This is a genomic window from Streptococcus sp. A22, assembly GCF_043674215.1.
Classification (GTDB): domain Bacteria; phylum Bacillota; class Bacilli; order Lactobacillales; family Streptococcaceae; genus Streptococcus; species Streptococcus suis_V.
The window spans coordinates 80,963-96,093 of sequence record NZ_JBIMJQ010000001.1; the positions used below are offsets into that span (position 1 = coordinate 80,963).

The following is a 15,131-nucleotide window of genomic DNA, read 5'->3' on the forward strand; positions in this document are numbered from 1 at the left end:
CTCACCCAGTAGCCCACAACAGGCAGGCTAACGCCATTGTAGGACATGAATGAGTAGTCTTCAACACAGCCTGTCACCTTTGCAGTACAGAGTTCTTTTTCCGCTTGCTAAGGTAGTAAAATACATAGATGAGAATGGGGGATAGACTTAATAAAACTATGGTAACAGCCAGTACAATCCAAACAAATAGTCGGCTCCACACTAGTCCTCCTTGCTAATCGGAGCTAGGCTGGCCAAAACTTTTTTCAGACCCATCTCTGGAAAATTGATTTTGAGTTCTTGGTTGCTGCCCGATCCTGAAACTTCAAGTACAGTACCGCGACCCCATTTTCGATGGACAGCAATGTCACCAACGGACCATGTTGTGGCTGAACTAGATTGATTGGAGCTAGCAAAAGGCATGGTCCCCCCAAATCGAGTGGACTGTTGCACAGAAGATTTCCGACTTTGGAGAGCCTGCTGCAAACTCATCCCTTGTCCAAACTGGGTCGCTTTGCCATTGACATAAGAAGCCTTAAAGCTGGTATTAGATGGACGGGCCAGACCTTGATAATCCAAGAGATCACTTGAAATCTCACGAATAAAACGACTAGGCTGGTTGTAATTGCTCCGACCGAACAAGAGGCGGGAATTGGCATTGGTCAAATAAAGAATATGCTCGGCACGGGTGATGCCAACGTAAGCCAGACGGCGCTCTTCTTCTAACTCAGCTTCTTCTTCCGCTGCACGACTGAGAGGAAAGACATTTTCCTCCATACCAATGAGAAAGACCACTGGAAATTCCAAGCCCTTGGCCGCATGAAGGGTCATGAGCGTGACTTCCGACGTTTCCTTGTCTCCGTCGTCTGTATCAGCAATCAGGGCCAAATCCAGCAAGAATCGGCTGAGCCTATCCAGCCCTGTCTCTTCTTCCTCTACCTCTTTATCATCGAAATTTTTGGTCACCGAAAGAAATTCCTGAATGTTTTCAATGCGGGCATTGGCCTCAATCGTTCCTTGTACAGCCAAGGCATTGAGGTAGCCAGTCTTATCTAAGACCACCTCGGCCAATTCGGTCACTGTCATCTCATCCAGTCGATTGCGGAGATTGTATAGCAGGGTTGCAAGGTCAAAAACGGCTTGAGCAGCCTTACCCTTGACACCAGACAGCATAATATCCTGTGATGCTTCAAGCAAGGACATGGCATGCGTCGTCGCAAAGTCCCTAATCTTATCGACTGTTCCCGGTCCTACTCCGCGTTTGGGTTCATTGACAATGCGCTCGTAAGAAATATTGTCTGCAGGGTTGGCAATAATATTCAGATAGGAAATCACATCACGGATTTCCTTACGGCTATAGAACTTGGTCCCGCCCACCATAGTGTAAGGAATATTGGCCTTGAGCAGGGCCTCCTCAATGGTACGAGACTGGGCATTGGTCCGGTAAAGAACGGCGAAGTCCTTATAAGGCTTGCCTTCACGATGGTGTTGGTCAATTTGACTGGCAACATAAATCGCCTCATCGCCCTCATCGCGCGCACGATAGTAGGTAATCAAATCTCCCTGAGCATTTTGCGTCCACAACTTCTTCGGACGGCGGTTGCGATTGTTCTCAATAACCTCATTGGCTGCCTGAAGGACTGTCTTGGTCGAGCGGTAATTTTCCTCCAGCAAAACCACCTTGCTTTCTGGATAATCCTTCTCAAAATCCAAGATATTTTGCATATCCGCCCCACGCCAGCCATAGATGGACTGGTCCGCATCACCGACCACACAGATATTCTTAAAGCGTGACGCTAAGAGTTTGACCAGCTGATACTGGGCGTGGTTGGTATCTTGGTACTCATCGACATGGATATATTGAAATTTCTGCTGGTAGTAGGTCAGGACGTCAGGATTTTGGTCAAATAGGCGGAGCGTCAACATGATTAGGTCATCAAAATCGACTGCCTCTGACTGACGGAGTTCTTTCTGATAAGCCTTGTAGCATTTGGCAACAATCTGCGTATAGAGATCGCCTGCCTGCACCTCATAAGCCACATCATCAATCAAATCATTCTTGGCATTGGAAATGGTTGCCAAAATAGTCCGCTCACTCCACTTTTTCGGGTCCAGATTTAGAGCTTTCAAAATCCGTTTCATCAGCGTGCGTTGCTCACCCGGATCTACGATGGTAAAGTTACGGTTATAGCCAATGTGATCCGCATCCCGACGTAAAATCCGTACACACATGGAGTGGAAAGTGGCAATCAAGCAATCTTGCGTAGCAGGATTGAGCGCATAGGCCCGCTCCTTCATCTCCCGCGCAGCCTTATTGGTAAAGGTAATAGCCAAAATATTCCAAGGATTAACCATTTTTTCATCAATCAGATAAGCAATGCGGTGGGTTAGAACACGAGTCTTGCCTGAGCCCGCACCTGCCATAATTAAGAGCGGACCTTCCGTTGTCTGAACAGCCTCCGCCTGTCTATCGTTCATTCCGTTTAATAAAGGGTTCATATTCTCATACTTTCTCAAAATGTAATTACTCTCCATTATACCAAAATATACTTCATTTACGAAATGTCAGATCAGTAAAAAAGCCCAGAGAAAACTCTGGACCTTATTTTATCAATTAAGCTTATTCCGCACCAAGTGCTGCCATTGTTATGTAGTTGTATGGCTTGTTGAAGTGTGGCAAGAAGAAGAGATCCATCAATGCCAACTCTTCGATTGTCACTTGTTTCATGATAGCAAGTGAGAACATGTGGATACCCATTGACATATCTTCGCGTGATACCATTTGGCAACCAAGAACAACACGTGTATCTTTGTCAAAGACAATCTTGATTGCTACTTCGTGGTTATTATGTTTAATAAATTCAGGTTTTTGAAGGTCTGTGAATGACGCTACTGCTGCGTTGAAACCAGCATCTTTCGCGCGCTCTTCTGTCAAACCAGTTGAAACCATGTTAAGACCGAAGATTGAGATACCATTTGAACCTTGAACACCAACACCTTCCAACTCATGACCAGTTGCGTTGTGTGCTGCTACGATACCTGTACGAACAGCGTTTGAAGCAAGAGCGATGTAGCTTGTATCTTGACGAGCGTTGTCGTAGATAGTTGCACAGTCACCGATTGCATAAACGTCTTTCATGCTTGTTTCTTGTTTCTTGTCAACGATCCATGCACCGTTACGGAAGGTTTCCAATTGACCTTTAGCAAGACCTGTGTTAGGACGGAAGCCTACACACATGATAACCATGTCAACGTCAAATGTTTCTTTATCAGTCACAAGACGCTCAACTTTACCGTCACCTTCAACAGCTTGAACAGCTTGACCAAGAGCTAATTTCACACCGTTTTCTTCAAGATTTTTGTTCATCATTTCAGTAAAGTCGCGGTCATAGTATGCACCCATAACTGTTGGAGCGATATCAACAAGAACAACTTCTTTACCTTTACGTTTGAAGCTTTCTGCAAGCTCAACACCGATGTAACCACCACCAACAACAGCTACGCGGTTGATGTCTGGCTTTTCAAGCTTGTTGATTACGTCTTCAGCGTTTTGGTACAATTTAACAAATTGAAGGTTTTCAAGAGTTGCTTCAAAGTCAGTTGAACCTTCTTTGATTTCCACACCTTTGATTGGTGGGATGATTGGTTGTGAACCAGTCGCAAGAATCAATTTTTCGTATGATTCTACGTGCTCTTTACCGTCAACAATTGCAGTCACTTCTTTTTTCTCGAAGTCAATGTCTACAACTGGTGATTGCATGTGAACGGTTGCGCCCATGCTTTCCAATTGCTCTTTATCTGAGTAGAAAAGACCTTCTGGACCATCGATTTGTTCACCGATCCAAAGTGCCATACCACAACCCAAGAAAGAAATGTTTGAGTTTTGGTCAAATGTTACGATTTCATTTTCAGCACCGTAGTTTGACAACATTGTTTTGATACATGCAGTACCAGCGTGGTTTGTACCCACAACGACGATTTTAGCCATAATGGAAAATCTCACTTTCAAAAATATATTTTTTTACATTATCCATTATACACATGACTGTTACCGATTTCAAAAATAATGCTCATAAAATCACAAAAATTTTAAGATTCTTCTTCAAAGGTTCCCGTCACAAACATGGTGAAGCTAGCTCTGACTAATTTTTGACCTTTTTCATTGGTAACAACTGCTTCTACCAACTTGGTTGAACGACCATCGTGAACAATTTCTGCCGTGATAGTCAACTTGTCTCCCAGATGGCCCGCCCTTGTAAAATGAACATTGGACTGGAGGGTCACACACTTGTATCCCTGAGAGAAAACAGCCAGTCCAGCAACATTATCACAAAAGGTAAACAGATAACCTCCGTGGGTCATACCATAAATATTCAAGGAAGACTCAACTACTCTTGTCTCAATGACCACTCGACCATTTGAGACCTCAACCAACTCATAATTTTCAAACACCAAAACCGGTGGAATATGATATTTATCCATGTTTACTCCTCGTGTTTTTTTCTCCATTTTACGGGAAAAAATCCTTTCTTGCAAATACTTACTATATCAACAATCAACTTTCTACCCATTTTGTGAGGATTATGCTAAAATATGGAAAACTCAAGGAGAACAACTATGTACGAATTTGTCTTAGAATACGGGTCCTTCCCTGTAAAATTGATTGATGGTTTTGTCGACAACCGCGTCGAAATCCCTGAATGGCTGGAAGGGGATGAGGAGATGATTGCTAGACTTCATGCCATCAACGAGCTCTTCCACCAACTCTTTCACACTGTAGAATGTAAATTTGACTACATCGGCAAGCAATTCCCATACAAGATTGAACAACTAAGAGAACTCTATCATCCCCTGGCAGAGGACTTGCTGGCTAAATACGGTGATGCGGTTGAATTGAAGATTGAACCCTTTATTTTGTAAGACAAAAGAGATGACCGCAATCATCTCTTTTCTTCTATTCTGTATTCCAAACCATACTGATCACGCGATAGGTAGCCATAATCTACCAAGTAACGTCTTAAAATAGCATAATCGTCATAGATCTCAGCTAGAAAGGCATTGACATCTTTTTCTGTAAATGTCGAGCCCTTCTTAGCCAATTCCTCCTGCAAGTAGGCAAACAAGACCTGCTTACTTTTTAATTTCTTCGGAATGACAAGCAACTTTCCATCTCGGAAAAATTTTTCTTGAATATCTTGAGTGTTCATACTTCCCTCCCAAAAATCCTAGCCCGCAGACTAGGATATCACAAGATTTACAAATTAACGAATTTCAGCACCAAGCTCCACCAAAGCCTTACTGATTTTCTCCATATACTTCGCCACTTCCTCATCCGTCAGGCTGTCCGCAGGATTTTGGAAGGTCAGGTTATAAGCCATAGATTTCTTACCAGCCTCAATATTGCTGCCCGCATAGACATCAAAGAGGGTCACCTTGGTCAAACGTTTCACGCCAGCACCGGCAATAGCATTCAGGGCATCCTGATGCTTGACATCACTGCTCAAAAGCAGGGCAATATCACGGCTAACCGCTGGGAATTTGGAGATTTCGGTAAATGGCTGAGCAGGCTGGAGAGCTTCTTCAATCGCATCCAGATTGATTTCAGCCACATAGGTCTCAGGAATTCCGTAGTCCTTAGCCGTTTGAGGATGTACCTGACCGACAAAGCCGATAACCGCCCCATTCAAATGGATTTCAGCTGTACGACCTGGATGCAGAGCAGCAATCTCACTAGTCGCCACAAAGTCAACAGCCACCTTGTAATGAGCAAAGATAGCTTCCAAGATACCTTTAGCACGGAAGAAATCAACTGGTACAGCTGGTGTCTGGAAGTCTTTCTCAACCACCAAACCAGTCAAAACAAGGGCAAACTTATTAATTTCTTGCGGCAGGTCTTCTTTTGGATTGCCAGACTGTTCAAAGATTTTACCGATTTCGTAGAGAGCCAAGTTCTTGTTCTTACGAGCCACGTTGTAGGCCACTGTTTCCAGCATACCAGACACCATGTTCTGACGAAGGGCAGAGCGGTCAACAGTCATTGGCCACATGAGTTCGGTGACTGTGGTTGGACGTGCTGCAAACTCCACAGCCTTTTCAGGTGTTGTCAAGGCGTAGGAAATGATTTCTGTCAGGCCTGCACCTTCTGCCAGGCTACGTACTTGGCGACGGATGTTCTGAGTCAGGGTTAGCTCACCTGCTGTTCCGTCCTCTTTCGGAAGAGTGGTCGGCAGATTATTATAGCCATAGATACGTGCGATTTCCTCTACCAAGTCTGCAGGAATGCGAATGTCCCAACGGCGACGCGGTACTGCTACTGTGAACTGACTTGCATCGCCAGTTGTTTCCATACCTAAACGACGGAAAATATCTGCGATCTGAGCATAGTCAAGATTGGTCCCGAGCGAGCGGTTAACGTAATCAATAGTTGCAGTGACTGGGATGTCCGAAGTGTCCACGCTACCCGCAGCAACAATACCAGACAAGACCTGACCGCCAGCCAGTTCCGCAATCATAGCAGCGGCTGTGTCCATAGCCTCCGTCAAAGTTGCTACGTTGATGCCTTTTTCGAAGCGAGAAGAGGACTCAGAGCGAAGGTTGAGGCGACCTGAGGTCTTGCGGATAGACTTGCCGTCAAAGAGGGCAGCTTCCAGCACAACGGTCTGAGAGCTATTGTCAATCTCTGTATTAGCACCACCCATGACACCACCGAGGGCAACTGCCTTGTCCGCAACGGAAATGACGATGTCATCGGCAATCAAGTCACGCTCTTCGCCGTCAAGAGTTACCAAGTTCTCACCGTCTTTTGCCTGGCGAGCCACGATTTGCTTACCGTCAAACTTGTCAAAGTCAAAAGCGTGCATTGGCTGACCGAAGTAGAGCAAGATGTAGTTGGTAATGTCAACCACATTGTTGAGCGGGCGAATACCTGCGTTCATGAGCAGGTTTTGCAACCACTGTGGGCTTGGTGCGATGGTCACATTTTCAATGACACGAGCCGTGTAGGCAGTCACCTTTTCTGACTCAATGGCCACTTCAATCACATCGCTGGCTTTTTTATCGCTTTCTTCCAAGACAACAGGCTTGAAGTTGACCTTGCTGTCGTAAATGGCTGCGACTTCGTGAGCCACGCCACGCATGGAAAGAGCGTCAGCACGGTTTGGTGTGATGGACAGCTCGATAATCTCGTCGTCCAGGTCCAAGTACGAAAAGACCGGCTCACCCACGACTGCATCTTCTGGCAGGTGGTAGATACCGTCCGCATAGACTTTTGGCACAACTGAGTCGGACACGCCGATTTCGCTCAATGAGCAGAGCATACCCAAAGACTCAACCCCGCGGATTTTTCCTTTCTTGATCTTGTAGTTGCCAGCGATACGCGCACCTGGCAGTGCGACGATCACCTTGATGCCTGGCTTGACATTTGGAGCACCGCAAACGATTTGCGTGATTTCCTCACCGACATTGACCTGGCAGATATTGAGGTGGGTATCTGGAATTGGCTCAGCAGACACAACCTGACCGACAACCAACTTAGAAAGGCCAGCACTCTTTTTCTCAACCCCTTCTACTTCAATTCCTGTTGTTGACATTTTTTCAGACAAGTCATGGCTTGTCGCATCAAAGTCAACGAGTTCTTTTAACCATTTGTAACTTACTAACATATTATCCTTTCTCGTGCAAAGGCCGTTTCAGTAGCCAATCCACATCAATCTTATCACCGACCGCAAATTCATGCTGGCCAAATTTTTCAAATCCGTATTTTGCATAGAATTTCTGAGCCTTGTAATTATGTTCCCAGACTCCCAGCCAGACCCAGTCACAACTAGACTGCTCTGCTTTTTCCAAAGCAAATTCAAACAAGACCTTCCCAAGACCGCGGCCCTGATAGGCCTGCAAGAGATAGATACGCTGGATTTCAAAGGCATTTTCCAACTCCTGCTCCGTCTGGGCAGGACCTTGGTTGAGCTTGAGATAACCAGCCACCTGATCATCAATCCTTAGAAAATAATGCTGGCAATTGGGATCCGATAACTCACTAGTCAAGACCTCCAAGGAGTAGGCTTCCTCGAAGAATGCTTCCAACTCCTCTGGATCATTGTCATGAGCAAAGGTTTCAGCAAAGGTCTGCTTGGCCAACTCCTGCAAAACGGAAACCTCTTCCAAACGTATCGAATCTATCTGCATCTCAATGCCTTTCATTATCTAAGTGGACTAGGTAAACCGCTAGAACAGCTACCATTTCTCGTACTGAACACCTAACAAACTACCTAAATTACGACGACTTTCAAGCGGAACGACACTTTCCGCTTGAAAAACTAGTGAGGAAGCTAGGGAAGTCGCATTATAGCGATTCCCGTCTCCTTAATAGCTGACTACGTCAGCAATAAGGAGTACCGAATCAAAATTGTTCACTAAAGCGTACATCGCCTTGATAGAATCCACGGATATCGTTGATTCCGTAGCGGAGCATGGCAATGCGTTCCTGACCAAGACCGAAGGCAAATCCAGAGTACTTGCTTGAGTCAATGCCACTCATTTCCAATACTTGTGGGTGGACCATGCCGGAACCGAGAATTTCAATCCATCCTGTTTTCTTACATACATTACAGCCGTCACCACCGCACTTGAAGCAGGAAACATCCACCTCAACAGAAGGCTCAGTGAATGGGAAGTATGATGGACGTAGGCGAATCTGACGCTCTTCACCAAACATTTTCTTGATGATCATTTCAAGCGTACCCTTGAGGTCACCCATGGATACATTTTCACCGACAACTAATCCTTCAATCTGGTGGAACTGGTGGCTGTGGGTCGCATCGTCCGTATCACGACGGAATACACGCCCCGGAGAAATCATTTTCAGCGCTCCCTTTGAAAAATCATGCTGGTCCATGGTCCGAGCTTGGACTGGCGAAGTGTGAGTCCGCATAAGAATTTCTTCGGTAATATAGAAAGTATCCTGCATATCACGCGCTGGGTGGTCTTTTGGCAAATTCATGCGCTCAAAGTTGTAGTAGTCTTTTTCCACTTCAAATCCGTCAACGATTTGGAAGCCCATACCCAAGAAAATATCTTCGATTTCTTCCGAAGTTTGGGTCAAGACATGACGTTTTCCGACCTTGACCTGACGACCTGGCAGGGTCACATCAATGGTTTCTGATGCTAATTGTTGTTGGATTTTTGCCGCTACAACCTTTTGAGCTGTCTCTTCAAAGGCAGCTGTCAGCACATCACGTACTTCATTGACCTGCTTACCAACGATTGGTTTCATGTCGTTAGACAAGTCTTTCAGCCCCTTCAAAAGGTCTGTCAGAGAACCTTTTTTACCCAAAACTTCGACCTTCAAATCCTGCAAGGCCTTTTCATTTTCATGGCTAATAGCCTTTAACTTTTCAAGTGTAGATTGGCGGAGTTCCACCAGCTGTTGTTCAATCGTATTTGACATCTTTCCTCCAATAAAAAAAGCATGACACCACCCACATCGGAGCGTTGTCACGCGGTACCATCCGTTTTCATCTGCCTCTGCAGACCTTCATTCTAAGTCCTTGCGTGAGTGAATTCGACCAACTTTCACTGATTGAGCTTGCAGTCACGGCTCAACTCCCTGGGCAGTTTCCATAGGTGTACTAGTCTCACAGACTTCTATTCAATTACTATTCATTCTACCAAAGATTCAGTATTTTTGCAAATAATATTCTATTCGTTAACAGTAATTTCCCCACTGTGGTAGTTGATACTGAGTCCACTCTGAACATTTGGCACAAAGACGTTGAATTCCAGGCTACCGTCTGACGATTTAGCCTCCAGGTGACTTCCTAGAGCAATCAGGTCATCATCATCCGCATAGATCAGTGTGACACGGTAGCGGACACGTTTGTTCTTGTCCAAGGCCCGGCGGACTTTTGTTTCATAGTAGTTTTGCCCAGTAGAATAATCCTCATAGGCCTGATTGGACCAGGCCGTTTGAGTGGCAATATTCTTGGGATTACTGGTTGAGGCGTCAAATCCGTCTAAGCCACCAATCAAGGCATAGCCAAGCAAGTGCCCACGGTCCACCGCATGGTCGTATTCTCCTGGCAAATCATGAACCTGATGCCAACCAGCCGGCGTCCAGGAGGTTCGCCCTTGGCCTGTCTGATCACGGTCCTTGTACTGACGCGTAGATTTAGCCATGAGGGCATTAGCGACAGTTGGAATCTCCTCGCCCTGCACCCGCTTGGTCTTATTATCCGCATAAGGCATACTGGAAACTGACGCATCCAAGTTGGTTTTATTATTATTGATAATGAAGGCACCGGCCCCATTCCATTGGATCGAGCCACCCAGTTGTTTCTTGGCCTCATCCGTCAATACACTGGACGCCAACTCCTTGTCGGGTGTTGATTGACTTGCACTGGACTGATTGACATAGTAGGACAAATCCTGACTTGTAGATGACGGCTGATTAAAAAAGTAACCTCCGCCGACCACCAAAATAGTCACCAGCAGGCTCAGCAAACTAGTCGCCTGTTTTTTCGTTTTATTATTCATCATTTCTCCAAAAAGAAAGTAGGCTACCCTACTTCCCTGTAAATTTATTAATCAATTCCTGCCATTTTTCAGGCGAAAGGACAGACCAAATATTGTCACCATCACCAATGACGCCATAGCCAATCATCAAGCCCACTGCAAACAGAAGGAACATGGCCAAGATGACCAGCAAGACAATCAATAATTGTTTTTTGATATACCCAAACTGTTCTTTATCCATTTTCTACTTCTCCACTCACGCGCTCAATATCTGCTCCCAATCTAGCTAATTTCTCATGGAAACGATAGTAGCCCCTGTCCAGATGACTGAGACGGCCAACAATAGTTTCACCTTCAGCAACAAGTCCAGCTAGAATCAGAGCAGCACTGGCCCGCAAATCAGTCGACATAACTTCAGCACCTTGAATTGGCTGACCACCAGTGATAATCGCTGTATCTCGCAAGATTTCTGAAACAACGTCCATCCGGCGCATTTCTTCCAGGTGCTGGAAACGATTTTCAAAAACAGTCTCAATCATGGTTGACTCACCTTTGGCAACGGCCATCAAAGCCGTAAATTGAGCCTGCATGTCCGTAGGAAATCCTGGATGTGGCATGGTTTTGACCGTCACAGGCTTGAGTTGTTCAATCTGCGAACGCACACGAATACCTGCATCCTCTTCTGTCACTTCCACACCCATTTCAAGCATTTTAGAAATAAGGGGTCGATTGTGCTCCCAGACGGCGTCTTTGACCAGGACATCACCACCAGTCATAGCAGCAGCCACCATAAAGGTACCTGCCTCAATACGGTCCTGAACAACAGGATGCTCTGCACCAGTCAATTCCTCCACACCGTGAATGGTCACCGTTTCCGTACCAGCTCCCTTGACCTTAGCCCCCATCTTATTGAGGAAGTTAGCCAAGTCAACGATTTCTGGCTCTCTCGCAGCATTTTCCAAGACAGTCGTTCCATTGGCTAGAGTAGCAGCCATCATCAGGTTTTGAGTAGCGCCGACACTTGGGAAATCAAGGTAAATCGTTGTCCCCTGCAAACGCTCAGCTGTCGCCTCGATATAACCAGCTCGTTGCTTGATTTTTGCGCCCATGGCCTGCAAACCCTTGAGATGCAAGTCAATCGGCCGGCTACCAATGGTGCAGCCACCAGGCATAGACACCTTGGCATAGCCATTTCGCGCTAAAATTGGGCCCAAAATAACAATCGAAGCCCGCATCTGACTGACGTATTTGTAAGGGGTTTCTGAGCTCAACTTACCGGTCGCATCAATATCGACCGTCTTAGTCTCCTCATCAAACTTAACACGAACACCGAGACCACGAACCACATTATTCATGGTATAAACATCAGACAAAATCGGTACCTGGGTAAAACGAGATTGACCATTTTTTGCTAAAACAGTAGCAGCCAAGAGTGGCAAGACTGCATTTTTAGCCCCTTCGATTTCAACCTGACCCTTGAGAGCAGCTTTCTGACCTCGAACAATAATTTTATCCATGAAATTCCTCTACTTTATGCAAAATTCGTACTGAAAGACCGACCTATGATTACTAACTCCAGGAAGAAGGTCGATACCAGGTAGCCCAGGGCAATTGCAAGAAATAAAATCAGCAAGTTAATTTTTGGCTGATTGTCTCCTGTCACCTTGAGCCAACGTGCCCAATCAACGGTTGTCACCAGAAGATGATGGGCCAAATAGATAAAAAGTATATGACTTAATAATTGTAAAATTGATGTCACCATGTTTCCATTATACCACGAAAAAAGGAAAGAGACCGAACTTAAGTCCAGTCTCCTAGTTATTATTAGTGTTTCCCTACACGGATACGGTTGATAGCCCGTTGGAGGGCAACGGTCGCCCGTTTCTCCAAGTCAGCATTTTGGGTCGTCTGCGCTTCTTGCAATTCACGCTCGGCCCGCAATTTAGCCCGTTCAGCCCGACTAATATCAATGTCCCGCTCCCGCTCAGCAGAATCCGAAACGACCGTAATCTGGTTTTTATTTACCTCGATAATACCACCGTTGACAGCAATCCAGTCAACGTGGTTTTCATCGTCAATACGACGAACCTTGATTTCATCAATTTCCAGTACAGCAATCAGTTCTTCGTGGCCAGGGTAGATACCCATTTCTCCTTCAGGAGTTTTAACCAGAATAAAAGCTGCATGGTGGTCATACTTGATACCATCAGGTGTCACGATTTGAACAGTCATTTGTTCCATAAGCCACCTCTAAAATCTCATTTTAGCAGCCTTGGCAACGACATCTTCAATGGAACCAACATTTCGGAAGGCGTCTTCTGGCAAATGGTCATGTTTACCATCCAAGATTTCCTTGAAGCCCTTGACAGTCTCCTCAACCGGTACATAAGAACCTGGCATACCAGTAAACTGCTCGGCAACGTTGAAGTTTTGTGATAGGAAGAATTGGATACGACGAGCGCGACCAACCAAGGTCTTCTCCTCATCTGACAATTCATCCATACCGAGAATGGCAATGATATCTTGCAGTTCCTGGTAGCGTTGTAGGACACGTTTGACTTCCATTGCTACCTGATAGTGCTCTTCTCCTACAACTTCAGGAGCCAGGGCACGAGATGACGATGCCAACGGATCAACGGCTGGATAGATACCCAATTGGGTCAATTTACGCTCCAAGTTAGTTGTCGAATCCAAGTGGGCAAAGGCTGTTGCTGGAGCCGGATCCGTATAGTCATCAGCTGGTACGTAAATCGCCTGGATAGAAGTAACCGAACCTTTCTTCGTTGACGTAATCCGTTCCTGCAATTGACCCATTTCTGTCGCCAAAGTTGGTTGGTAACCAACGGCAGACGGCATCCGACCGAGAAGGGCCGAAACTTCTGAACCTGCCTGCGTGAAACGGAAAATGTTGTCGATGAACAAGAGAACATCCTGACCTTCAACATCACGGAAGTATTCCGCAATGGTCAAACCAGTCAGAGCGACACGCATCCGCGCACCAGGTGGCTCATTCATCTGACCAAAAACCATGGCTGTTTTTTCAATAACGCCAGACTCTTTCATTTCCCAGTAAAGGTCATTTCCCTCACGGGTCCGTTCGCCAACTCCGGTAAATACAGAGATACCACCGTGTTCCTGGGCGATGTTGTGGATCAATTCTTGGATAAGAACTGTCTTACCAACCCCGGCACCACCGAAGAGACCGACCTTACCACCTTTCAAATAAGGAGCCAAGAGGTCAATAACCTTGATACCTGTCTCCAAGATTTCATTGGAAGTAGACAATTCATCAAAGGTTGGTGCCTTCTTATGAATCGGTTCACGTTCTGCATCTTCTGCAAAAGGCTCATCCAAATCAATGGTATCACCAAGAACGTTGAAAACACGACCCAAGGTTTCCTTACCAACTGGCACAGAAATGGGACGACCAGTGTCCAAGACTTCCATACCACGAGTCAAACCATCTGTCGACTCCATAGCGATAGTCCGAACAACACCATCGCCCAACTCCAAAGCAACTTCAAGCACAACTTTCTGTTTGGAGTCATCATTTTTATATACAACCAGTGCGTTGTTAATCTCAGGGAGTTTGTCCTCAGCTGCAAACGCAACGTCTACAACGGGTCCGACAACCTGAGTAATTTTGCCTGAACTCATCTTATTTCCTCTATTTCTATTCTTTACCCAAATCAATCAAACTCAAACTAGGTTCCTATCTAGTCGTCTACTGAAATTTGATTTGTCCGAGTAAAACTACTAAAGGGCTGATGCGCCTGCTACAATCTCTGTAATTTCTTGCGTGATTGCAGCCTGACGAGCCCTGTTGTATTGAATGGTCAAATCATTGATGACATTTTTTGCATTATCTGTCGCAGTTTGCATGGCTGTCATACCAGCCGCATTCTCAGCCGTCTTAGCATCCAAAATAGCACCATAAATGGTTGATTCTGCATACTGGGTCAGGAGCTGTTCCAAAATCACTTCACGATTTGGCTCTAATTCAAAGGTAGCTGTGTAACCATCTGTTTCATGATAATCCAAATCTTCTACTGGCAACATCTGCTGCACACGAACCTGACTAGTCAAGCTATTGACATGGTGGTTGTAACAAACATACAATTCATCAAACAGTTCATTTTTGTACATTTCAACAGACTTGGAAATGATTTTTTGAACTTCTTCAAAACTAGGATTATCAGCAATTCCCCGCAATTCAAAGACAGGATTGATGCCACGCGCACGGAAAAAATCCGCACCCATACTGCCGATAGCAATAATGGCATACTCATCCGGTGAGTCATGGTCTTGGTCAATCATGCCCATAACAGCCTTCAGGATACTAGAATTATAAGATCCTTTGAGGCCGCTATCGGATGTAATGACGATATAGCCTGATTTTTGAATCGGACGGCGGAGCAACATAGGGTGGCTAGTATCAGATGCAACCAATTCACCATGCAACAAGTCCGTTGTAATCTGACGAACCTTGCTAGCGTAAATCTGGAAGGATTGGGCTAGTTGCTCTGACTTAGCTAATTTTGAGGCCGAAACCATCTGCATGGCACCTGTGATTTGACTGGTTTTCTTAGTTGATGTAATTTTTGACTTGATTTCATTGAGAGAACCTGCCATATTTCACTCCT

15 protein-coding genes are annotated in these 15,131 nt (G+C 45.5%); 1 reads left to right on the plus strand and 14 read right to left on the minus strand.

Annotated elements, in window-relative coordinates; all coding sequences use genetic code 11:
• Positions 1-201 precede the first annotated feature (201 nt).
• The 3 genes from pcrA to ACHBHN_RS00445 all read right to left on the minus strand — a co-directional run bounded on the left by pcrA (position 202) and on the right by ACHBHN_RS00445 (position 4,461).
• Positions 202-2,478 carry a DNA helicase PcrA gene (gene pcrA, locus ACHBHN_RS00435; protein WP_105122214.1) on the minus strand — a complete coding sequence of 759 codons (2,277 nt, stop codon included), beginning with the start codon at positions 2,476-2,478 and terminating at the stop codon, positions 202-204.
• Positions 2,479-2,599: 121 nt separating this feature from the next.
• Positions 2,600-3,967 (minus strand): H2O-forming NADH oxidase, encoded by a 1,368-nt coding sequence (gene nox, locus ACHBHN_RS00440; RefSeq protein ID WP_105122213.1) that lies wholly within the window; start codon positions 3,965-3,967, stop codon positions 2,600-2,602.
• Between the two features lie 101 nt (positions 3,968-4,068).
• A complete protein-coding gene (locus ACHBHN_RS00445; protein ID WP_105112007.1) occupies positions 4,069-4,461 on the minus strand; it encodes a PaaI family thioesterase in 393 nt (130 codons plus the stop codon).
• A gap of 135 nt (positions 4,462-4,596) precedes the next feature.
• Between ACHBHN_RS00445 and ACHBHN_RS00450 the strand changes: the two genes are divergently transcribed.
• Positions 4,597-4,899 carry a hypothetical protein gene (locus ACHBHN_RS00450; protein WP_105122211.1) on the plus strand — a complete coding sequence of 101 codons (303 nt, stop codon included), beginning with the start codon at positions 4,597-4,599 and terminating at the stop codon, positions 4,897-4,899.
• Between the two features lie 20 nt (positions 4,900-4,919).
• Here ACHBHN_RS00450 and ACHBHN_RS00455 read toward each other — a convergent pair whose 3' ends face one another.
• From ACHBHN_RS00455 to ACHBHN_RS00505, 11 genes are all read right to left on the minus strand, one after another.
• On the minus strand, positions 4,920-5,186 hold the full coding sequence (locus ACHBHN_RS00455; protein ID WP_105122210.1) for a DUF2087 domain-containing protein: 267 nt from the start codon (positions 5,184-5,186) through the stop codon (positions 4,920-4,922).
• 54 nt (positions 5,187-5,240) lie between these two features.
• Entirely contained in the window at positions 5,241-7,640 is a 2,400-nt protein-coding gene (gene pheT, locus ACHBHN_RS00460; protein ID WP_394733425.1) for a phenylalanine--tRNA ligase subunit beta, read from the minus strand.
• 1 nt (position 7,641) lies between these two features.
• Positions 7,642-8,163: a GNAT family N-acetyltransferase gene (locus ACHBHN_RS00465; protein ID WP_394732966.1), complete on the minus strand. Its 522-nt coding sequence runs from the start codon at positions 8,161-8,163 to the stop codon at positions 7,642-7,644.
• Between the two features lie 214 nt (positions 8,164-8,377).
• A complete protein-coding gene (pheS, locus tag ACHBHN_RS00470; RefSeq protein ID WP_105122208.1) occupies positions 8,378-9,424 on the minus strand; it encodes a phenylalanine--tRNA ligase subunit alpha in 1,047 nt (348 codons plus the stop codon).
• 251 nt (positions 9,425-9,675) lie between these two features.
• Positions 9,676-10,509, minus strand: a complete 834-nt coding sequence (locus ACHBHN_RS00475; protein ID WP_105111684.1) for a DNA/RNA non-specific endonuclease — start codon at positions 10,507-10,509, stop codon at positions 9,676-9,678.
• Positions 10,510-10,537: 28 nt separating this feature from the next.
• Positions 10,538-10,729, minus strand: a complete 192-nt coding sequence (locus ACHBHN_RS00480) for a DNA-directed RNA polymerase subunit beta (protein WP_105111683.1) — start codon at positions 10,727-10,729, stop codon at positions 10,538-10,540.
• The gene (gene murA / locus ACHBHN_RS00485; RefSeq protein WP_105122207.1) at positions 10,722-12,005 is read right to left on the minus strand and encodes a UDP-N-acetylglucosamine 1-carboxyvinyltransferase; all 1,284 of its coding nucleotides are present in this window, start codon (positions 12,003-12,005) and stop codon (positions 10,722-10,724) included. Before murA ends, ACHBHN_RS00480 begins: the two co-directional genes overlap by 8 nt.
• A 14-nt stretch (positions 12,006-12,019) precedes the next feature.
• The gene (locus ACHBHN_RS00490) at positions 12,020-12,250 is read right to left on the minus strand and encodes a DUF1146 family protein (protein WP_105111681.1); all 231 of its coding nucleotides are present in this window, start codon (positions 12,248-12,250) and stop codon (positions 12,020-12,022) included.
• Between the two features lie 62 nt (positions 12,251-12,312).
• On the minus strand, positions 12,313-12,729 hold the full coding sequence (locus ACHBHN_RS00495) for a F0F1 ATP synthase subunit epsilon (RefSeq protein ID WP_105111680.1): 417 nt from the start codon (positions 12,727-12,729) through the stop codon (positions 12,313-12,315).
• A gap of 9 nt (positions 12,730-12,738) precedes the next feature.
• Positions 12,739-14,145, minus strand: coding sequence for a F0F1 ATP synthase subunit beta (gene atpD, locus ACHBHN_RS00500; RefSeq protein WP_105111679.1), 1,407 nt, complete (start codon positions 14,143-14,145; stop codon positions 12,739-12,741).
• Positions 14,146-14,244: 99 nt separating this feature from the next.
• Complete coding sequence (locus tag ACHBHN_RS00505) at positions 14,245-15,120, minus strand: F0F1 ATP synthase subunit gamma (protein WP_105111678.1); 876 nt, start codon at positions 15,118-15,120, stop codon at positions 14,245-14,247.
• Between the last annotated feature and the right edge of the window lie 11 nt (positions 15,121-15,131).